The sequence below is a fragment of the Mesorhizobium sp. B3-1-7 genome, assembly GCF_006439385.1.
Lineage (GTDB): Bacteria > Pseudomonadota > Alphaproteobacteria > Rhizobiales > Rhizobiaceae > Mesorhizobium.
In genome coordinates, this window is the sequence record NZ_VFTL01000024.1 from 89,453 (window position 1) to 107,643 (window position 18,191).

Consider the following 18,191-nt stretch of genomic DNA (forward strand, 5'->3'; position numbering starts at 1 on the left):
CTAAGCCAGCCGGCGGCGGCGTCAAAGTCGCGGCGTTGTCGCACGCCATGTGGCGGCGAGCGCAAGGCGTTCGGCGCGATAGGTGGTGGTGCGCTGGTCGGCGGCCGGCCGGCAGATGCGACTGTGGTGGGCGCGTTCGCGGGTCATGATCAGTTCGCGCTGACGCCCAGCGAATTGCCGCGGCGCGCGCAGGCAGGGCCCGGGCCGCGCATGTAATAGCGCTCCGGCCGATAGGTCGGCGCGACGAATTCGCGAATGGCGGCGGCGTAGCCGGCGATGTGGTTCCAAAAGTTCATTTTACGTGGTCCCTGTCCCGCTTTCGGATGTCCGTCCGAATTGTTCGGGAGCATAGCGTCGAGGCGTGAATAGTCGGTGAACGTGATGTTAATTTCTGGTCCGAAACACGTTGCATCGTGGCTGGATTGCGGCTGATTCGCGGTCTTTCGGTGCTTTTCGTCGCCTTTCCACGCCGTGTGACTTTTGCATCACATATGTTTCGTTCCGATGTCGCTTGCGCGCGCTTCTGTTTCACGCTCGGGTGGCGCCGGGAAATATCATTGCTTGCCGCAAGCGGCACCGGCCAGGTCCGTCTCGGAACCGAGCAAGCCTCCGCCCGTTGCGGTAAAGTTGCATCGCAGAAGTTCGCCGCAGGAGTTTCGCCATGGCGCCACGCCCGGCCTGGAAGGGCTATCTCAAACTGTCGCTGGTCACCTGCGCCATCGAGCTGACCAACGTCGTGACCCATGCCGAGAAAGTCTCTTTCCGCATCCTCAACCGCAAGACCGGCAACACCGTCAAACGCATCTATGTCGATGCCGGGACCGGCAAGCCGCTTGAAGAGGGCGACGAGATCAAGGGCTATGAGGTGAGCGACGGCGATTTCGTCCATATCGAGGAGGACGAGATCGAGGCAGTGCAGATCGAATCCTCGCACACGATGAGCCTCGACGGCTTCATCGAGAAATCCTCGATCGAGCAGATCTACCTCGACACGCCCTATTATGTCTCACCGGCCGACAAGGTCTCGGAAGAAGCCTTCGCCGTCATCCGCGACGCCATGGCGGCCCGGAAGATGGCCGGCCTGGCGCGCATCGTGCTTTATCAGCGAGAGCGCCCGGTGGTGATCGAGCCGCTCGGCAAGGGCATGGTGCTGACCACCTTGCGCTATGACGACACGGTGCGCCGGCCGGCGACGGTGTTCGAGGACATCGCGGCGGCCAGGACCGACAAGGAGATGATCGACCTCGCCCAGCACATCATCGACGGCAAGAAGACGAAGTTCGACCCGTCGAAATTCGACGATCGCTACGAGGATGCGCTGCTCGAGCTGATCCGCGCCAAGAAGGCGGGCAAGAAGGCGCCCAAGGCCAAGGCGCCCCCGAACCCGTCCAATGTGGTCAACCTGTTCGATGCGTTGAAGAAGAGCCTCAACGCGGAAGGCGGCGGCAAAGCGGGCAAGTCTTCAAAGACTTCGGCGCGGCGGCCGAAAGCCAAAGCGTCCGCGCCAAAACGCAAATCCGCATAGGAGGATGGCGGCATGGCCGGCCTCGAGCAGTATCACGCCAAGCGCGACTTCAAGAAGACCGCCGAGCCGGCCGGCAAGGTCGGCAGGCAAAAGCAAGGCGGCGGCATCTTCGTCGTCCAGAAGCATGCCGCGACGCGGCTCCACTATGATTTCCGGCTGGAGCATGACGGCGTGCTGTGGAGCTGGGCGGTGACGCGCGGCCCGAGCCTCGATCCGCATGAGAAGCGGCTGGCCGTGCATGTCGAGGATCATCCGATCGACTACGCGTCCTTCGAAGGCACCATTCCGAAGGGCCAATATGGCGGCGGCTCGGTCATCGTCTGGGACGAAGGCAAGTGGATGCCGGATGGCGATCCGGCCAAGGGCATGAAGAAGGGCCATATCGACTTCGAGCTCGAGGGCCACAAGCTCAACGGCCGCTGGCATCTGGTCAGGCTGCGGCCCCGCCCCGGCGAGAAGCGCGACAACTGGCTGCTGATCAAATCCGACGATGCCGCCGCCCGGCCCGGCGAGGATGTTCTCGAGGAAGAACCGAAATCGGTGAAGTCGGGCCTGACCATCGAGGAGGTGGGCGAAGGCAAGGCTGCCAGGGGCGAGAAGCCGAAGGTCTGGCAATCCAACAGGCCGGCCGCCGGCAAGGCCAAGGCCGGGCCTGGCAAGCGTCTCGACTTCATCGAGCCGCAGCTGGCGACGCTGGAAAGGGATGCGCCCGCCGGCGAGGATTGGCTGCACGAGGTGAAATTCGACGGTTACCGCATGCAGGCGCAGATCGCCGGCAGCGACGTCAGGCTGCTCACCCGTGCCGGCCTCGACTGGACGGAAAAATTCGACGGTCCGGTCACTGGTGCACTGGCGGGGCTGAAATGCCGCGACGCCATCATCGACGGCGAGATCGTGGTGTTGGCCGACAGCGGCGTGTCGTCCTTCCCCTTGCTGCAGGCGGATCTGTCGGCCCGACGCGCCGACCGCTTCGTCTACTATGTCTTCGACCTGATGCGGCTTGACGGCAAGGATCTGCGCCGCGAACCCTTGGTCGAACGCAAGCAGGCGCTGGCCGAACTGCTCGGCGAGCAGCCCGAACATTCGGGGCTGCGCTTCAGCGATCATTTCCACGAGCCGGGCAAGGTCATGCTGCAGCATGTCTGCCGCATGGGGTTGGAAGGCGTGGTGTCGAAACGCGCCGACGCGCCCTACCGCAGCGGGCGGGGGCTCTCCTGGATCAAGTCCAAATGCACGCTGCGCCAGGAATTCGTCATCGGCGGCTATCTGCCCTCGGATAAGACCGGACGCGGCCTGCGCTCGCTGCTGGTCGGGTTCAACGAAGGCGGCAAGCTGCACTATGCCGGCCGTGTCGGCACCGGCTTTTCCGGCAAGGTGATGACCGACTTGAAGAAGAAGCTCGACGGCCTCAAGGCGAAGGGCTCGCCGTTCTCGGCCGCCGTGCCCAAGGGCAAGGGCCTCACCTTCGTCAAGCCGGAACTTGTCGGCGAGGTGGAGTTCCGCAGCTGGACATCCGACCGTATAATCCGCCACGCCTCGTTCCAGGGGCTTCGCGAGGACAAGCCGGCGGAGGAAGTCGTGCAGGAAAAGCCGAAGAAGGCCGAAATCGGAGCGAGGCCGGGTACAAAGACCGCGCCGAAAGCCTCGGCCGGAACGGCGAAGACCTCGATAAAGCTCTCGCATCCCGACAAGCTGCTATGGCCGGACGAGAAGGTGTCCAAGCGGGACCTGCTCGATCACTACGCGCTGGTCTGGCCGCGCATGGCAGAATTCGTCGTCAACCGGCCGCTGAGCCTGGTGCGCGCGCCGGACGGCATCAACGGCCAGCGCTTTTTCCAGAAACACGCCTCGCCCGGCATGAGCGACAAGATCGCCAGGATGAAGGATCCGACTGACGGCGAGGAGATCCTGTTCATCAAGGATTTCGATGGGCTGGCCGCGCTTGTCCAGTACGGCGCGGTCGAGGTGCATATCTGGGGCTCGACGATCGATCAGCTGGAGAAACCGGACCAGATCATCTTCGATCTCGATCCGGACGAAGGCGTCGATGTCGGCAAAGTGCGCGAGGCGGCGCTCGACATCCACAAGCAGCTCGACGAGCTGTCGCTGCCCAACCTGGTCAAGACCTCCGGCGGCAAGGGCTATCATGTGCTGGTGCCGCTGAAACCCTCGGCGGAGTGGGACGCGGTCAAGGATTTCGCCCATGATTTCGCCCGCGCGCTGGAGCAGGCCGCGCCCGACCGCTACACGGCGACGCTGTCGAAGAAGGCGCGTACCGGCAAGATCTTCGTCGACTATCTGCGCAACGGCAGGGGCTCGACCACGGTCGCGCCCTATTCCTCCCGCGCCAAGAAGGGCGCAACCGTGTCGATGCCGGTGACCTGGCCTGAGATCGAAAAGGGCTTGGCGCCGAATGCTTTCCCGCTGGGGGACGAGACGACGCTGAAGCAATTGAAGAAGGCGGATCCGTGGGCGGAGTTCTTCAAGCTGGGGAAGCCGCTGAAGCGGGGGTGATCGCGGGCAAGACGCAAAGTAGCCTATGCCGAGATCCTTCGCCCTCCTCTCTGTCCTGCCGGACATCTCCCCCTCAAGGGGGGGATCGGCAGCTTTGGCGCGGGGCCTCTTCTGCAACGTTGATGATTGGCGAAAGAGAGCGTGACATCCGATCTCCCCCCTTGAGGGGGAGATGCCCGATAGGGCAGAGAGGGGGGCCTCGCGCCGACATTGCACGTTATCGGCACCAGGCTTTCAGTTATCGGCACCGGGGCCGTCGGCGAGAACACCACGGCGCGGCTGTCCTTTTCGCGCCGGGCCCATTTCTCGGCGATGATCTTGTCGAGGATGGCGGCGCCCAGCGTGCCGGCGAGATGCGAGCGCCGCACGCTCCAGTCGAGGCAGGCGCGGCACACCGGCCGCCGCGCCTTGGCATGGGTCTCGATGCCGAGCGTGGAAAAATGCGAGACGCCGGATGACGAGAGCCTGATCTCGTTGTCCTCGCGCAGCAAAAGTTTCCTGTCGAAGAGCCGGTCGAGCATCGTGACCGCCTGCTCGCCGGCGAGGTGATCGTAACAAACGCGCGCCACGCGCATGGCCGCGTCGCGCGGGCCGGGCCGCACACGCTTCGGGCCGACCGCCTCGGCGACGCCGATGATCGCCTCGATCATGCCGGCCACCTGCGCGCTGGCAAGGCCGTAATAGCGGTGGCGCCCCTGGCTGGCCAAGGTGAGCAGCCCGCCATCCATCAGCTTGGACAGATGCGAGGAAGCGGTGGGCAGCGATACGCCGGCCTCGAGCGCCAGTTCCGACGCCGTCAGCGCCGTGCCGCCCATCAACGCGTTCAGCATGTTGGCGCGGGCCGGATCGCCGACCAGGCTGGCGATGCGGGCGATGTCCGGTCCTTCACGCATGGTTCGATCCTTATCGAAGCATTCCCGTCAGGGAAGCACTATTGTCCAGTCAGCTCAAGCAGCCCGGCAAACTCTCCTGACAGGAAGATGCCTAGCACAATGACGCAAGCGATGTTTCGACCGGGATCGAACCGTCGTCGTCGAAGAACCAACCATACGAGGAGACCGACATGACCATCACCTGCTTCATCCGCTACGAGATCGATCCGTTCGGCAAGGCGGCGTTCGAGCAATATGCGCGCGCCTGGGGTCAGGCCATTCCGCGTTGCGGCGCCGACCTGATCGGCTACTACGCCCCGCACGAAGGCTCGGCCACTACGGCCTATGCCGCCTACAACGTCGAGAGCCTCGCGGACTATGAAGTCTATCGCGCGCGGCTTGCCGCCGACCCGGCCGGCAAGGCAAACTACGAATTCGCGCGGCGCGAGAAATTCATCCTCAAGGAGGACCGCGTCTTCCTGAAGCTGGTGTCCGGCCCGCATGGCCCGCGGCAGGTCTTTCGCACCGACGTGACGGTCAGGGAAGGGATGGAGGCATGATCGCAGTCATCTTCGAAGTGGAGCCGGCGGAAGGCAAGCGCGATGCCTATCTCGGCATCGCCGCGGAGCTTAAGCCCCTGCTCGACGGCATAGACGGTTTCATCTCGGTCGAGCGCTTCCAGAGCCTCGTCGATCCCAGGCGGGTGCTGTCGCTGTCCTTCTGGCGCGACGAGGAAGCGGTGAAAGCCTGGCGCAACACCGAGGAGCACCGGCAGGCGCAGAAGGCGGGGCGGGGCGGAATCTTTGCCGGCTACCGTTTGCGTATCGCCCATGTCGTGCGCGACTACGGGTTGACCGAAAGGGCGGAAGCGCCAAGGGATAGCCGCGCGGTGAATAGGTGAATCGCGCCTTCCCTTACCTTGCGGGAGAAGGGAAAACCTAATGCATGTCGCGCAAAAGTGTGCAGCGGTTTTGCGATAACGACATGCATGAAAACAAAGCCTTAAAGCGCGTCGCCTGGATCCACTTCAGCGCGACGCGCTTTAAGCGTTCCCGATCAGCACGCCCGCCCCGAACACCAGCGCGCCGCCCAGCACCACCTGGAAGGCGGCGCGCCAGAACGGGGTCTGCATGTAGCGGTTCTGGACGAAAGCGATCGCCCAGAGCTCGAAGAACACCACCACAGCCGCCACGGCGGTGGCCGTCCAGAAGTGCGGGATTAGATAGGGCAGCGCGTGGCCGAGGCCGCCCAGCGAAGTCATCAGGCCGACTGTCAGCCCACGCTTGATCGGCGAGCCGCGCCCCGACAGCTTGCCGTCGTCGGAGGCGACCTCGGTGAAACCCATCGAAATGCCGGCGCCGATCGAGGCGGCGAGGCCGACCAGAAGCGTCTGCCAGGTGTCGTGCGTGGCGAATGCCGCGGCGAAAATCGGCGCCAGCGTCGACACCGAGCCGTCCATCAGCCCGGCCAGCCCCGGCTGCACATAGGTGAGGATGAACTGGCGCTGCTCGGCGCTCGCCTCCTCGACCTTGACCGTGCCCGGCACATGCTCCTGCTCCAATTCATGCGCCGAGCTCTCATGGCCCTGCTCGGCCACGGCGAGATCGTCGAGCAGCTTTCGCGTCGAGGCGTCGGTGGTGCGCTTGGCCGCCTCTACATAGAAGCGATAGGCCTGCTGCTCCATGGCCTCCGCCTGGCGCCGCACATGCTCGATGCCGAGCGGCTTCACCAGCCAGTCGGGCTTGCGCTCGAAATAGCCTTTCACATGCTCGCGCCGGATCAGCGGGATGCGCTCGCCGAAGCGCTTGCGATAAAGCTCGATGAGCGAATCGCGATGGCCGTCCTCTTCCTCGGCCATCGCCTCGAACACTTTCGCCGATTGCGGAAAGTCCTGCGCCAGGCCATCGGCATAGGCCCGGTAGATGCGTCCGTCATCCTCCTCGGAAGAAATCGCCAGCGCCAGGATTTCCTGCTCCGACAGCGAATCGAACGAACGGCGGCCGAAGCCGAAAACACGAGAAAGCATGATGGGATCACTCTAGTTTAGAATTATTCTAAACTAGGATCTTGCTTGCCGGACGTCAATTGCGAACGGCACGGGCCGCGACGCGAATGGGTGATCCAGCGGAACCCGGCCCAACTCTTCATTATTGCCGAATGTTCGCCTATATAGCGTGCAACCACCAAAATTGAAGGAATCCCGGGCATGACGAACAAAAAGCCCCCGCACGCATTCGATGCCAAACCGGTTCTCGATCTCATCGCCAGCATCGAGGCCGACCTGCAGCGCCTGAAGGGCCTCGTCGAGGAGCAGCTCGAAAAATTCGACCCGGCCAACCCGCACAACAAGACGCCGGACGGCAAGCTGACCGAGGAAGGCGCCGAGTGCTGCTACCGCATGTTCGACGAAGGCAAGTCGCGCTACACGGTTTCCCAGCAGATGAAGATATCCTTCGCCGCCGCCACCCACCGCTTCAACTCCTGGCGCAAGCTCGGCGGCAGCAAAAGGACAAAGACGCTGCTGGGATGAGCGGTCGCCGACAGGGCGAAATGTCGGCGGGACAGCCTCCCTCTGACCTGCCGGCCATCTCCTCCGCGAGGGGAAAGATTAGTTGTTTCGGCGCCCCGCCCATTCTTGCGACCTAGGAGATTGGCGAAAGCCGGCGTGACGTCTGATCTCCGCCCTTGTGGGGGAGATGTCCAGTAGGACAGAGGGAGGCGCGAAGGAACGCCAACTTCCAAAATTGCCAAACCAACCTTGTCTCCGTCACATTTTTTCGTTGGCGCGCCGGGATGATTTCCGTGCACCATGGCGGGACTCATCCTGCGAGGCCCTCCATGACCACCCTCCCCGGCATCTCCGACATCCGCGCCGCCGCGGCGCGGCTTTCCGGCTTGACCGTCGAAACGCCGCTGATCGAGTCGCCCGAGCTCAACAAGCGCTATGGCGGCCGCATCCTGTTCAAGCCCGAGACGCTGCAGCGCACCGGCTCCTTCAAGATCCGCGGCGCCTACAACAAGCTGTCGAGCCTGAGCGAGGAGGAGCGCGGCCGTGGCGTCGTTGCCTTCTCTTCCGGCAACCATGCGCAAGGGGTGGCGGCCTCCGCCGCCATGTTCGGCGTCAAGGCTGTCATCGCCATGCCGGCCGATGCGCCGGCCATGAAGATCGGCAATGTCCGCAAGATGGGCGCCGAGGTGGTGCCGTTCGATCGCTTCAAGGATGACCGCATGGCCGTTGTCCGCCCCTACATCGAGAAGGGCATGGTGCTGGTGCCGCCCTTCGACGATCCGGCCATCATTGCCGGCCAGGGCACGATCGGCCTGGAGCTGATGAAGCAGGCGAAAGCGCTCGGCGCAGCGCTCGACGCCGTCGTCGTGCCTTGTGGCGGCGGCGGCCTGTCGAGCGGTATCTCGGTCGCCGTCAAGGACGCTTCGCCGCGAACCGCCGTCTGGGCGGTCGAGCCCGAGCATTTCGACGACACGCGCCGCTCGCTGGCCAAGGGCGAGCGGGTCGCGAACGATCCCGGCCATAGCTCGATCTGCGATGCGCTGCTGACCGCCGAGCCCGGCGCCATCACCTTCGAGATCAACCGCAGGAATCTCGCCGGCGGCATTGCCGTCTCCGAAGACGCGGTCAGACAGGCGATGCGCGACGCCATGGCCCATCTCAAGCTGGTGGTCGAGCCCGGCGGCTGCGTCGCGTTTGCCGCGCTCTCCTCCGGCGAGATCGACCTCGCCGGCAAATGCGTTGCCGTCGTGCTCTCCGGCGGCAATGTCGATCTCGTCACCTATGCCGGGATCATGGCGGCTGCATAAAGCGCCGCGCCGCGATCATCCGCTCGCCAGCGCCTGTTCGAGATAGTCGCTGAAGGCGCGCGCCTTTTGCGAAGGGCGCCGTCCAGCCGGGAACACGACGTAAGCCGCTACAGGGTCGAGACGGTAGTCTGCCAGGAGCTCCACCAGTGCACCGGAGACAAGCTCCTCCGCGCACATCCATGTCGAGGCGATTGCTATGCCGAGGCCCGCGTTCGCGCAGGCGAGGACGCCTACGGTCGAACGGGTCCGCACGCGGGGATTGACGGGTTGGATCTCGGCGATGCCGTCCCGATGCGCGTTCCAGTTCTGCTCGTTCATGTCGCTGGGCCCGCTGATGAGATGGTGCCGGCTGAGTTCGGCGAGGGTCTTCGGAATACCGCACCGGGCGAGGTAGGTGGGCGAGGCGACGAATAGCCGCCGGGCGGTGGCGAGCTTGCGCGCCACGAAGCTGGAATCCGGCTGTTCGCCAAGGCGAAGCGCCATGTCGGCGCCTTCCGCGATGAGGTTCTCGTAACGGTCGGACATCATGAGATCGATCTTCAGCAAGGGATGGTTGTCGAGGAAGGCAAGCAGCCGCGGCACTATCTGCCGCGCTCCGAAACCTTGCGACAGCGCCACGCGCAGTGTGCCGGACAGCCTGTCGGCGCTGCGGGCGGCGTTTTCCGCCTCTTCGACCCCGGCAAGCGCTTCTCGGGCGCGAGACAACAGAGCCTCGCCCGCGTCGGTAAGCGAGAGTTGGCGAGTGGTCCGGGTAAGCAGCTTGACGCCCAGCCGGTCCTCAAGCGCGGCCACTGTCCGCGAGACGGAAGGTTGCGACAGCCCGAACTCCCTGGCCACCTTGGAAAAACTGCCCGTCTCGACGGTGCGGACAAAGATCGCCAGTTGCTGAAATCGGTCATTCATACGAGAGACGTATATATCATATGAACCCGGCGGCGCTACTGGTCACACGACGCATGATTTACCTCCTCAGCAACACGCCGCGTGGCGGCGATGAGCGAAGGAGAAAGATCATGAACGAGCTGAAGGACAAGGTAGCGATCGTGACCGGCGCGTCAAAGGGCATCGGTGCGGCGATAGCGCGTCGGTTTGCCAAGGCGGGCGCCGCCGTGATGGTCAATTACGCTTCGAGCAAGGAGGATGCGGACCGGGTGGTCGCAGACATCCTGCGCGAAGGTGGCAAGGCCGTGGCGGTCCAGGCGGATGTCAGCAACAGCGCCGACGTGAAGCGACTCTTTGCCGAGACCAAGGCGACGTTCGGGACGCCCAGCATCCTCGTCAACAATGCCGGCGTGTACCGCTTCGGGCCGCTGGAGGACGTGACGGAAGCCGAGTTCCATCGTCAATTCAACACCAATGTGCTGAGCACGATCCTGACGACACAGGAAGCGGCAAGGGCCTTTGACGGCCATGGCGGCAGCGTCATCAATCTCAGCACCATTTCGAGCACCAATCCGGTGCCGAACTCCGTCGTCTATTCGGCCTCCAAGAGCGCCGTGGACACGATCACCAGGGCGCTCGCCAACGAGTTGGCCACCCGCAGGATCCGCGTCAACGCGATCGCACCGGGCATGACGGAAACCGAAGGCCTCGCAGTCGTGGGCATCGATGACGAAACCGCCAAGAACATCGGAGCGACCTTGCCGATGGGCCGGGTGGGGCAGCCCGACGACATCGCGCGCGTGGCCGTCTTCCTGGCTTCCGACCAGTCAGCCTGGCTGACGGGTGAGCGCATCACTGCCTCCGGCGGCCAGCGTTAGCCGTTCGTCCGGAATGAACTCGGCATCGATCTTGCAAAGTGTTGCGGCAATGGAATGGGCACATCCGCCTGCCTCGACATCTTCATTGTTGTTCCGGAATGCAGCGGAGAACGCTCATCGCCGGCACCTCTTGCAGAAGGTCGGCATCCGAAGCTCTCACGACAGCGGACGTGCCCATCCCGACGAACGATGCCGGCTTGTCAGCTGGAGCGGACATCCGCGGTCCTGAGACCATTCGAACTGCGCGGCGACCGTCCCGTCACCCGGCTGAACACGCGAGAGAAAGCGGCGCCGCTCTGGTAGCCGACCTGCAAGGCCACGCTCTTGACCGGCTTACCCCTGGCAAGAAGCTGACGTGCGACCGTCATGCGCCAGACCGTCAGATAGTCGATAGGCGTCTGGCCGATCCGTGTCCGGAAATGCTCGGCGAACCGCGTGCGTGACATGCCGGCGATCCCGGCGAGATCTTCCAGGGTCCATGGCTTCCCGGGCGCATCGTGCATTGCCGTCAGCACCCTGGCAAGGCGCGGATCGCCGAGTCCGGCGAGCACGCCGGTCGCTACCCGGCCGCTGTCGGTGACGTGTCGCACGATCAGGATCAGGAGGTAGTCCAACAGCTGGTCGAGCGCCACCTGGCGGCCACTCAGTTCGGAGAATGCTTCGCCGATCAGCAGATCGCAGACCGGCGCCAGCGCGGGATGCGACGCGAGCGGCAGGACCACGAGTTCGGGCAGGCCCTGTCCGATCGGGTTGCCCTCGGCGCCGCCGAGCTCGACGGTCGCGCAAACGAGATCGGCGCCGCGGTCCGGATCAACCGTGAAACTGTGGACGCGGCCACGGGGAAAAAACAGGAGGGATGGCTCATCAAGCTGAAGGTCGACCTGGCCGGCCCGGGCGAGCGTGAGCACGCCTCCCTTGAGAAGGTGCAAGTGGCCTTCATCGGTGAAGTGCCTCGTCTCGCAAAGGTTACCGGTGAAGAAGGTCCGGGCCCTCGGCGTGACGTGGGCGAACAGGGCAGCGAAGGGATCCATTGGGACGATCGGCAACGTATTTGGCACCAACCGTCACCTTTAATCCGACATATAGGGCAGTGCAAGCCCGCAATGTTACAGAAAAGGATCCCTCACATGCCCCGTATCGCTCCCATCGAAACTGCCCATGTCGATCCCGGCGTCAAGGCCACGTTGTCGGCCGTCAAGACCAAGATCGGCATGGTGCCGAACCTGTTCTCGACTTTTGCGCGATCGCCCGCGGTGCTCAACGGCTATCTTGCCTTCTCCGATGCGCTCGGCAAAGGCGTGCTGACCGCCAAGCAGCGGGAGATCGTTGCGCTCGCCATTGGGCAGGCGAACGAGTGCGAGTACTGCCTCTCGGCGCACACGCTGATGGGCAAGGGCGCCGGCCTGTCGCCGGAAGGCATCCGCAGGGCCCGCGAGGGCAAGGCGGAAACCGCCATCGACGCCGTCATCGCATCGTTCGCGCGCCGCGTGCTTGAGAAGCGCGGGCAGGTCACGGACGCCGAAGTTGCCGCCGTGCGTTCGGCTGGGCTTGACGACGCCCGCATCATCGAGGTGATCGCGAACGTCGCGATCAACGTGCTGACCAACTACACCAACAACGTGGCGCTGACCGATATCGACTTTCCCAAGGTCGATGTCGCGCTGCGACCTGCCGCCTGATCCCGAAGGGCGTGGCGCTCGATCCTTTGGGCGCCGCGCTCCCCGCAATCACACGGTCCACGGCCTGTGCAGGCCCTCCTCAATGGCAGCGTGTCATGAATATTCGTTTCGTCACCAACACCGCTCAGGCCTTGCTCGACTACCTCGTCGCGCTGAGCCTGGTTGCCATGCCGTTCCTCGTTGGGCTCCGCCATCCGGAACGCCACGGGATTGCAATCTTCGTCCTGCCCTGTTGGCTGCAGGTTGTCGTCGACCGCCTCGTCAGCGGCGTATTCATCGTTGTTCCGTTCGTGCTCGGCTTCCAGGGTCTCGAAGTCTGGTACTACTGGGCGAAAGTGAGATCCGGTCCGCGCTTGAGCCAGCCTGGGGATTGTGCCGGCCGAGGATCAAAGGGCGGCGCAGCTTGAATCCGTGGCGGCCGACGTCCCGCCGCAACCGGTTGCTATGTCCAGTGTCAATTTCCATAACTATAGCGGAGAACCCTCATGCCCCAACCAGAACATTTTGATTTTCTGATCCTCGGCAGCGGCCAGGGCGGCAAGGCGCTTGCCTGGCATCTGGGCCGATCCGGCCAGCGCGTCGCGGTCGTCGAGCGCCGCTGGGTCGGCGGCTCCTGTCCTGCGGTGGCCTGCATGCCCAGCAAGAATGAAGTGTGGAGCGCGCGGGTCGCCTACCTGTCCCACAACGCCGGCCAGTTCGGCACGTCGACCGGTCCCGTCTCGACCGACATGGCGAAGGTCCGCCGGCGCAAGCAGGAGATGGTCGATCGCGAGATCGCCTTCCACCTCGATGCCTATAAGACCAGCGGCGCGGAGCTGATCATGGGCAGCGGCCGCTTCGTTGGACAAAAGACGATCGAAGTTGCGCTGAACGAAGGCGGCACGCGGGTGCTCACCGGCGACAAGGTCGTCATCAATGTCGGCACGCATGCGGCGATCCCCGGTATTCCCGGTCTCGAGCAAGCCCAGCCGCTCACCCATATCAGCGCCCTCGAGCTCGACATCCTGCCGCCGCATCTCATCGTGCTCGGCGGCGGCTATGTCGGCCTCGAACTGGCGCAGGCTTATCGCCGCTTCGGCAGCCGGGTGACGGTGATCGAAGCCGGGCCTCAGCTTATCGGCAGGGAGGACCGCGACGTCGCCGACGAGATGCGGAAACTTCTTGAGGACGAAGGCATCGAGTTCTTTGTCGGCACCGAGCCGCTTGGGGTGCATGGCCGCTCCGGCGAACAGGTCAGCGTGACCATACGCACGGCTTCGGGCAAGCGGACGATCGAGGGCAGCCATCTGCTCGCTGCCGTCGGGCGCGTCCCGAACACCGCCGGCATCGGCCTCGAAGAGGCCGGCGTGGCGCTCGACGGCCGTGGCTTCATCCGCGTCAACGAGCGGCTGGAAACAAGCGCGCCCGATGTCTGGGCGCTCGGCGAAGGCGCCGGCAGTCCGCAATTCACGCATGTCTCGGTCGACGATTTCCGCATCGTCCGGGACAATCTGGCTGGCGGCCATCGCACGACGCGCGACCGGCTGGTGCCCTACACGATGTTCACCGATCCGCCGCTCGCCCGCGTCGGCTTGAGCGAGGGCGAAGCGCAGCGCCAGGGCGTCATCGTGCGCGTCGCCAATCTGCCGATGAGCGCCGTGCTGCGCACCGAAGCAACGGACGAAAAGCAGGGTTTTATGAAGGTGGTCGTGGCCGGCGATGACGACAATATCCTCGGCTTCACGATGATCGGCTCCGAGGCAGGCGAGGTGCTGGCGGCGGTGCAGACGGCGATGCTGGCGAACCTGCCTTATCCGAAGCTGCGCGACGCCGTCATCACGCATTTGACGATCGCGGAGGGACTTGGCCCCCTGCTGGCGAACGTGCCGCCGAGGTCCGGACAATAGGTTGGAAGCTTCATCCCGGGGAGCCACCGGAGAGACAAATGACCGAGAGGAAATTATCATGAAGGCAATCGTGGTGACGGACCAGGCCGCGGGAACGGCCGGGATGACGCTGGTGGAGCGGCCCGAGCCGCAGGCAGCGATAAACGACGTCGTGGTTCAGGTTCATGCGTCGGGATTCGTCCCGACCGAGCTGGCGTGGCCTTCGACCTGGACCGATCGCCGCGACCGTGACCGAACACCGTCGATCCCCGGGCACGAGTTGGCCGGTGTGGTCACCGCTCTCGGCTACGGCACGACGGGGCTGTCGGTGGGACAGCGGGTGTTCGGCCTCGCCGACTGGTATCGCGACGGCACCTTGGCGCAGTATATAGCCATCGAGGCGCGCAACCTCGCGCCGCTGCCGGGCGACGTCGACTTCACGGTGGGCGCGAGCCTCCCGATCTCGGGCCTGACCGCCTGGCAGGGACTGTTCGAGCACGGCCGCCTTCGGGCCGGGCAGAGCGTCCTCGCCCACGGCGCGGCCGGCGCCGTCGGGTCGATGGTGACGCAACTCGCGCGAGAGGCCGGCGCCTACGTCATCGGCACCGGCCGCGCCACCGACCGTCAGGCGGTGCTCGACTTCGGCGCGAGGGAGTTCATCGACCTCGACAACGACGCCCTGGAAGACGCCGGCAAAGTCGATCTGGTGTTCGACGTCATCGGCGGCGACATCGGCAAGCGGTCCGCAGGCATGGTTCGGGCCGGAGGAACGCTGGTGTCCGTCGTCGGGCCGGTAGAGGCGCGGCCCGCCGACGGCCTGGCGGTCGACTTCGTTGTCGAGTCCGATCGTGCCCAGCTGAGCGAGATCGTCCTGCGGGTGCGGGACGGACGGCTGCGGACGAACATCGGCAACGTCTCGACCCTCGACGATGCCGTCGCCGCCTTCAACCCGACCGAGCGGCGCAAGGGAAAGACGATCATCCGCGTTCGTCCGTGAGGACTTGCGGACGGCGAACGATTTCTGCCCTTCTCGTGGATAGAACGTGCCGTTCATCGATGTCCGGTTCTGGCCACAACAAGGACCGTCTCGACCCACTCTCGCTCGCCCCGCATTGTCCTCCGCCCCTAATCCAGCGGCGGCGAGGGGCTTTCAAGTTGTCGCGCGGTTGGACCCGCTTTGGGGCCGGAAGGGGACCGGCTTCTTTCGGACGAGTAATCGTAGCTGCGGACGTTCAGCTCCGCCTGAGGCTGTGAATTGCATGAAGCGGTTACATAAATCCGTTGCGACGGTCTCGTACATGATGGGGACGGCTTTGTTTTGAAGCCGTCCCTGGAAAAAAGGATGGAAAAATGTCCAAGCTCCCCGGCAAGACCGAAACGATCGAAGACGTCGAATCCCCCACCTTCGACCCGTCCAAAGCTACCGAGCAAGTTCGAGCTGTTGTCGACCAGGGCGTTGAGCAGTCGAAGCAAGCGTTTCCCAAACTGAGTTCGGACGCCGAAACAACACAAAAAGGCTCTTGAGTCGACCTTTGAGGTGGCCAAGACCACCGGCAACGAGGTGTCCCTGAAGATGATTACGGCTCTGAGGGACAATGCCGAAGCCGGCTTCACACACCTTGAGGCGCTGGTTGCCGCGAAGTCGCTGTCCGAGTGCATCGAATTGCAGACCGTTTTCCTTCACAAGCAGATCGAAAAATCCGCCGAGCAGGCCAGAGACCTCCAGGCCGTGATGATGAGGGTTAGCGAGGACATGTCCAAGCCGATCAAGAATGCCTTTGAGAAGGCTTTGAAGGAACGCAAGGCTGCCTGATTGCCTCAGACATCCGAGACCGAAGGTCGTGCCTAGTCTCTGGGCCCATTCCGCCGGTCTTCTTCCATTTGGTCGGACAGCTTTTGTCCGCCCGACCGCTTCGGCGTGCTATCGCTGGTTTCGAGGTTTCTCAGCCCGTGTCAGCAATAAGTTGCAGAGTGATCGGCAATCATTGGGACGCAAGGCTCGCCTCACTAAGCCTTGCCGCTCACTCGCCCTGCGATGGCGAATGCCTGTAGGTTTTTGACCTTTCCGTGGTCCTGGTCAGCGTTAGCGATAATCGAGAAGAACGCCGCGCGGACGATGTCTTTCTTTGACGCGTCCGGGTGTTCCTTCCTTGCCGCCTTCAACAGTTGTTTCGGCGTCATATCTGGCGTCACAATCCGCATCAGAGTGTCGCTGATCGACTGTAATTCCGTTGCATCCATTGGGAAACTCCGTCCCTGGCTCCCCACCAACAACTTTTGCAGAGCGCCATTGTTAGCTGAAACTAAATTCACGTTACAATGGGAGACGAGCCAGCGCGCGTCCCGGCTGCGTCGGCTGTCTCATAAGGGCGAAAGCGCTTCGCTGCAACAGCGTCAACCAGCCAGCGCGTCCCAGTGCCGCTTGGAAACGGGGAAGCCGTGCCGACAATTCAGTCTTCCTTCAAGTCTTCGGCTTCGTCCCTGAGCTTGGTCCAGTCGGCACCATGCTTTCGCAACAATGCGCGCGCCTGTTTCGGCGTGACGTCGGCAATTTCCGTCAGGTGCTCTACCTCCAGCTTTTGCCCCTTCGCCACGCGGCTCGCCTTCCTCTTTTTTTCTTTGGTAGCCATCTCCTATGTCCTTCTCTTGCATCATCGGATGAACGAGAACTGACAGGTGTGGTTCCGGCTCGCGTATTGTCGTCTGTCGACTTGAGGTCCGGCCACAGTTGGTCGAGGCGAGCGGTTGTTTGTGACAGCTTTATGACGCACCATGCGAGTTGGGGTTCCCTTCGATTGTCGTGAAGTTGCGCGGCGCCGAGGACATCATGCAGGAAACGGAACTGAAGCTCGAGCTTTCGCGAACGGGTGCGGGATCGCTCCTCAAGAAAAATCCGTTCGGATCCTCGCCTACCGTTCTCCAGCAAAGATCGATCTATTTCGACACCCCGGGATGGGACCTGTCCAAGCGCGGCCTGTCGCTTCGCATTCGGCAATCGGGAAATGAACGGATACAAACCGTCAAAGCCAGCGATGGCGCCGCCGCCGGATCGTTCACACGCGAGGAATGGGAGCGCCCGGTCGCGGGCGATATACCGATACTTGACGATCCGCAGATCCGAGATCTGCTTGCAGGGGCTGGCCCAAAGCTCGCGCCCCTGTTCGAGGTTCATCTCAAACGGCACTCTTGGAACGTGATGGATGGCGACGCCACGGTCGAAGTCGCTTTGGATCTTGGCAAGGTCGTTGCAGCCGATCGCGAGGCGCCGGTCTGCGAGATCGAGTTTGAAAAGAAGGCGGGCTCACCGAGAGCGCTGTTTGCACTCGCCCGGAAAGTCGACCTGATCACGCCGGCGCATGTCGGGGTGCTGAGCAAAGCTGAACGGGGCTATCACCTGCTTGGCAGGGCACCCGGTGCTGTGAAGGCGGCTTCGACACTGCTCACCTCCGAGATGAGCGCGGCAACGGCTTTCGCGCGTATCGCCGCTGCCTGTCTCAGACAGTTTCGTCTCAATGAAAAGGTGCTGGGGTGGTCCCGCGATGCCGAGGCCCTGCATCAGGCCCGCGTGTCGCTGCGGCGGCTGCGCTCCCTTTGCTCGATCTGCAAGTCGCTGTTCCATGACAGCCGTTTCGACCACCTGCGAGAAGAATTGAAATGGCTCGCCTCGGAATTTGGCGATGCGCGCAATATCGACGTGATGATCGACCGCGCTTCGAGCGAGGCTCTTTCAAGCCGTCTTCAAAACGCGCGAGACGACGCCTATACGGCGGTCGAAGCATCGCTCTCCTCGGTGCGCGCCCGCTCCTTGATGATCGATGCTACCGAGTGGATCTCCATCAGGGACTGGCCGACCGACCAATCGGACGAAACGTTGCGCGAGCAGTCGTCAAGGGATTTCGCCTCCGGTGTATTTGAGAAATTTTGGAAAAAAGTGGCGAAGGGCGGCAAGAATCTCATCGATGCCGATGACGAGACCCGCCACAAAGTGCGCATCGCCGCAAAGAAACTGCGCTACGCTGCGGAGTTCTTCGAGCCGCTTTACAACAGCAAGGCGGAAGCCAAACGCCATCGACGGTTCATCGACGCGATGAAGGGCCTGCAGGATCAGCTCGGTAACCTCAACGATATCGCCACCGCCCCCGATATGCTGGCAGCGCTGG

General features: G+C 63.5%; 18 protein-coding genes and 2 pseudogenes. 13 read left to right on the top strand and 7 right to left on the bottom strand.

The features are described 5' to 3' along the window. Positions 1-149 precede the first annotated feature (149 nt). A complete protein-coding gene (locus FJ417_RS20330; RefSeq protein WP_108702809.1) occupies positions 150-296 on the bottom strand; it encodes a hypothetical protein in 147 nt (48 codons plus the stop codon). A 365-nt stretch (positions 297-661) separates the two neighbouring features. Between FJ417_RS20330 and FJ417_RS20335 the strand changes: the two genes are divergently transcribed. After that, positions 662-1,525: a Ku protein gene (locus FJ417_RS20335; protein ID WP_140784679.1), complete on the top strand. Its 864-nt coding sequence runs from the start codon at positions 662-664 to the stop codon at positions 1,523-1,525. A 12-nt stretch (positions 1,526-1,537) separates the two neighbouring features. Further along, the gene (ligD, locus tag FJ417_RS20340) at positions 1,538-4,039 is read left to right on the top strand and encodes a DNA ligase D (protein WP_140784678.1); all 2,502 of its coding nucleotides are present in this window, start codon (positions 1,538-1,540) and stop codon (positions 4,037-4,039) included. 257 nt (positions 4,040-4,296) lie between these two features. On the opposite strand, the pseudogene FJ417_RS20350 reads toward ligD, so the two are convergent. Continuing rightward, a pseudogene (locus tag FJ417_RS20350) lies at positions 4,297-4,932 on the bottom strand (winged helix-turn-helix domain-containing protein); the annotation flags it as partial. A gap of 170 nt (positions 4,933-5,102) precedes the next feature. On the opposite strand from FJ417_RS20350, the gene FJ417_RS20355 reads away from it, so the two are divergent. Together FJ417_RS20355 and FJ417_RS20360 are read left to right on the top strand one after the other, a co-directional pair. After that, positions 5,103-5,471, top strand: coding sequence for an NIPSNAP family protein (locus tag FJ417_RS20355; RefSeq protein ID WP_140645923.1), 369 nt, complete (start codon positions 5,103-5,105; stop codon positions 5,469-5,471). Continuing rightward, positions 5,468-5,812, top strand: coding sequence for an antibiotic biosynthesis monooxygenase (locus FJ417_RS20360; protein ID WP_140784677.1), 345 nt, complete (start codon positions 5,468-5,470; stop codon positions 5,810-5,812). Before FJ417_RS20355 ends, FJ417_RS20360 begins: the two co-directional genes overlap by 4 nt. A gap of 141 nt (positions 5,813-5,953) precedes the next feature. On the opposite strand, the gene mbfA is transcribed toward FJ417_RS20360, so the two are convergent. Further along, the gene (gene mbfA / locus FJ417_RS20365; RefSeq protein ID WP_140645921.1) at positions 5,954-6,937 is read right to left on the bottom strand and encodes an iron exporter MbfA; all 984 of its coding nucleotides are present in this window, start codon (positions 6,935-6,937) and stop codon (positions 5,954-5,956) included. Between the two features lie 180 nt (positions 6,938-7,117). On the opposite strand from mbfA, the gene FJ417_RS20370 reads away from it, so the two are divergent. Both FJ417_RS20370 and FJ417_RS20375 read left to right on the top strand, forming a co-directional pair. Then, positions 7,118-7,441, top strand: coding sequence for a hypothetical protein (locus tag FJ417_RS20370; RefSeq protein ID WP_140658183.1), 324 nt, complete (start codon positions 7,118-7,120; stop codon positions 7,439-7,441). Positions 7,442-7,749: 308 nt separating this feature from the next. Then, the gene (locus FJ417_RS20375; protein ID WP_140784676.1) at positions 7,750-8,727 is read left to right on the top strand and encodes a threonine/serine dehydratase; all 978 of its coding nucleotides are present in this window, start codon (positions 7,750-7,752) and stop codon (positions 8,725-8,727) included. Positions 8,728-8,742: 15 nt separating this feature from the next. On the opposite strand, the gene FJ417_RS20380 is transcribed toward FJ417_RS20375, so the two are convergent. Next, positions 8,743-9,630: a LysR family transcriptional regulator gene (locus FJ417_RS20380; RefSeq protein ID WP_140784675.1), complete on the bottom strand. Its 888-nt coding sequence runs from the start codon at positions 9,628-9,630 to the stop codon at positions 8,743-8,745. Between the two features lie 110 nt (positions 9,631-9,740). Here FJ417_RS20380 and FJ417_RS20385 point away from each other — a divergent pair, with 110 nt between their 5' ends. Continuing rightward, positions 9,741-10,487, top strand: coding sequence for a glucose 1-dehydrogenase (locus tag FJ417_RS20385; protein WP_140658177.1), 747 nt, complete (start codon positions 9,741-9,743; stop codon positions 10,485-10,487). 200 nt (positions 10,488-10,687) lie between these two features. Here the strand turns inward: FJ417_RS20385 and FJ417_RS20390 are convergent, their stop codons facing one another. Beyond that, on the bottom strand, positions 10,688-11,518 hold the full coding sequence (locus FJ417_RS20390; protein WP_140784674.1) for an AraC family transcriptional regulator: 831 nt from the start codon (positions 11,516-11,518) through the stop codon (positions 10,688-10,690). A gap of 96 nt (positions 11,519-11,614) precedes the next feature. On the opposite strand from FJ417_RS20390, the gene FJ417_RS20395 reads away from it, so the two are divergent. The 5 genes and pseudogenes from FJ417_RS20395 to FJ417_RS20415 all read left to right on the top strand — a co-directional run bounded on the left by FJ417_RS20395 (position 11,615) and on the right by FJ417_RS20415 (position 15,844). Then, positions 11,615-12,166 carry a carboxymuconolactone decarboxylase family protein gene (locus FJ417_RS20395; protein ID WP_140784673.1) on the top strand — a complete coding sequence of 184 codons (552 nt, stop codon included), beginning with the start codon at positions 11,615-11,617 and terminating at the stop codon, positions 12,164-12,166. A gap of 95 nt (positions 12,167-12,261) precedes the next feature. Next, positions 12,262-12,573, top strand: a complete 312-nt coding sequence (locus tag FJ417_RS20400) for a hypothetical protein (RefSeq protein ID WP_140784672.1) — start codon at positions 12,262-12,264, stop codon at positions 12,571-12,573. 78 nt (positions 12,574-12,651) lie between these two features. Further along, positions 12,652-14,052, top strand: a complete 1,401-nt coding sequence (locus tag FJ417_RS20405; protein ID WP_140784671.1) for an FAD-dependent oxidoreductase — start codon at positions 12,652-12,654, stop codon at positions 14,050-14,052. Positions 14,053-14,110: 58 nt separating this feature from the next. Beyond that, positions 14,111-15,028: an NADP-dependent oxidoreductase gene (locus FJ417_RS20410; RefSeq protein WP_140784670.1), complete on the top strand. Its 918-nt coding sequence runs from the start codon at positions 14,111-14,113 to the stop codon at positions 15,026-15,028. A 353-nt stretch (positions 15,029-15,381) separates the two neighbouring features. Beyond that, positions 15,382-15,844, top strand: a pseudogene (locus FJ417_RS20415) (phasin). A 194-nt stretch (positions 15,845-16,038) separates the two neighbouring features. Here FJ417_RS20415 and FJ417_RS20420 read toward each other — a convergent pair. Next, positions 16,039-16,272 (bottom strand): hypothetical protein, encoded by a 234-nt coding sequence (locus FJ417_RS20420; RefSeq protein ID WP_140784669.1) that lies wholly within the window; start codon positions 16,270-16,272, stop codon positions 16,039-16,041. 209 nt (positions 16,273-16,481) lie between these two features. Beyond that, complete coding sequence (locus FJ417_RS20425; protein WP_140784668.1) at positions 16,482-16,661, bottom strand: DUF3606 domain-containing protein; 180 nt, start codon at positions 16,659-16,661, stop codon at positions 16,482-16,484. Positions 16,662-16,858: 197 nt separating this feature from the next. Here FJ417_RS20425 and FJ417_RS20430 point away from each other — a divergent pair. Continuing rightward, on the top strand, positions 16,859-18,191 hold a 1,333-nt coding region (locus FJ417_RS20430), incomplete at its 3' end, for an inorganic triphosphatase (protein ID WP_140784667.1).

Bases quoted from the DNA above. Each gene is read 5' to 3' on its own strand.
- FJ417_RS20330 (WP_108702809.1), bottom strand. From the start codon at position 296: ATGAACTTTTGGAACCACATCGCCGGCTACGCCGCCGCCATTCGCGAA.
- FJ417_RS20335 (WP_140784679.1), top strand. From the start codon at position 662: ATGGCGCCACGCCCGGCCTGGAAGGGCTATCTCAAACTGTCGCTGGTC.
- ligD (WP_140784678.1), top strand. From the start codon at position 1,538: ATGGCCGGCCTCGAGCAGTATCACGCCAAGCGCGACTTCAAGAAGACC.
- FJ417_RS20355 (WP_140645923.1), top strand. From the start codon at position 5,103: ATGACCATCACCTGCTTCATCCGCTACGAGATCGATCCGTTCGGCAAG.
- FJ417_RS20360 (WP_140784677.1), top strand. From the start codon at position 5,468: ATGATCGCAGTCATCTTCGAAGTGGAGCCGGCGGAAGGCAAGCGCGAT.
- mbfA (WP_140645921.1), bottom strand. From the start codon at position 6,937: ATGCTTTCTCGTGTTTTCGGCTTCGGCCGCCGTTCGTTCGATTCGCTG.
- FJ417_RS20370 (WP_140658183.1), top strand. From the start codon at position 7,118: ATGACGAACAAAAAGCCCCCGCACGCATTCGATGCCAAACCGGTTCTC.
- FJ417_RS20375 (WP_140784676.1), top strand. From the start codon at position 7,750: ATGACCACCCTCCCCGGCATCTCCGACATCCGCGCCGCCGCGGCGCGG.
- FJ417_RS20380 (WP_140784675.1), bottom strand. From the start codon at position 9,630: ATGAATGACCGATTTCAGCAACTGGCGATCTTTGTCCGCACCGTCGAG.
- FJ417_RS20385 (WP_140658177.1), top strand. From the start codon at position 9,741: ATGAACGAGCTGAAGGACAAGGTAGCGATCGTGACCGGCGCGTCAAAG.
- FJ417_RS20390 (WP_140784674.1), bottom strand. From the start codon at position 11,518: ATGGATCCCTTCGCTGCCCTGTTCGCCCACGTCACGCCGAGGGCCCGG.
- FJ417_RS20395 (WP_140784673.1), top strand. From the start codon at position 11,615: ATGCCCCGTATCGCTCCCATCGAAACTGCCCATGTCGATCCCGGCGTC.
- FJ417_RS20400 (WP_140784672.1), top strand. From the start codon at position 12,262: ATGAATATTCGTTTCGTCACCAACACCGCTCAGGCCTTGCTCGACTAC.
- FJ417_RS20405 (WP_140784671.1), top strand. From the start codon at position 12,652: ATGCCCCAACCAGAACATTTTGATTTTCTGATCCTCGGCAGCGGCCAG.
- FJ417_RS20410 (WP_140784670.1), top strand. From the start codon at position 14,111: ATGAAGGCAATCGTGGTGACGGACCAGGCCGCGGGAACGGCCGGGATG.
- FJ417_RS20420 (WP_140784669.1), bottom strand. From the start codon at position 16,272: ATGGATGCAACGGAATTACAGTCGATCAGCGACACTCTGATGCGGATT.
- FJ417_RS20425 (WP_140784668.1), bottom strand. From the start codon at position 16,661: ATGGCTACCAAAGAAAAAAAGAGGAAGGCGAGCCGCGTGGCGAAGGGG.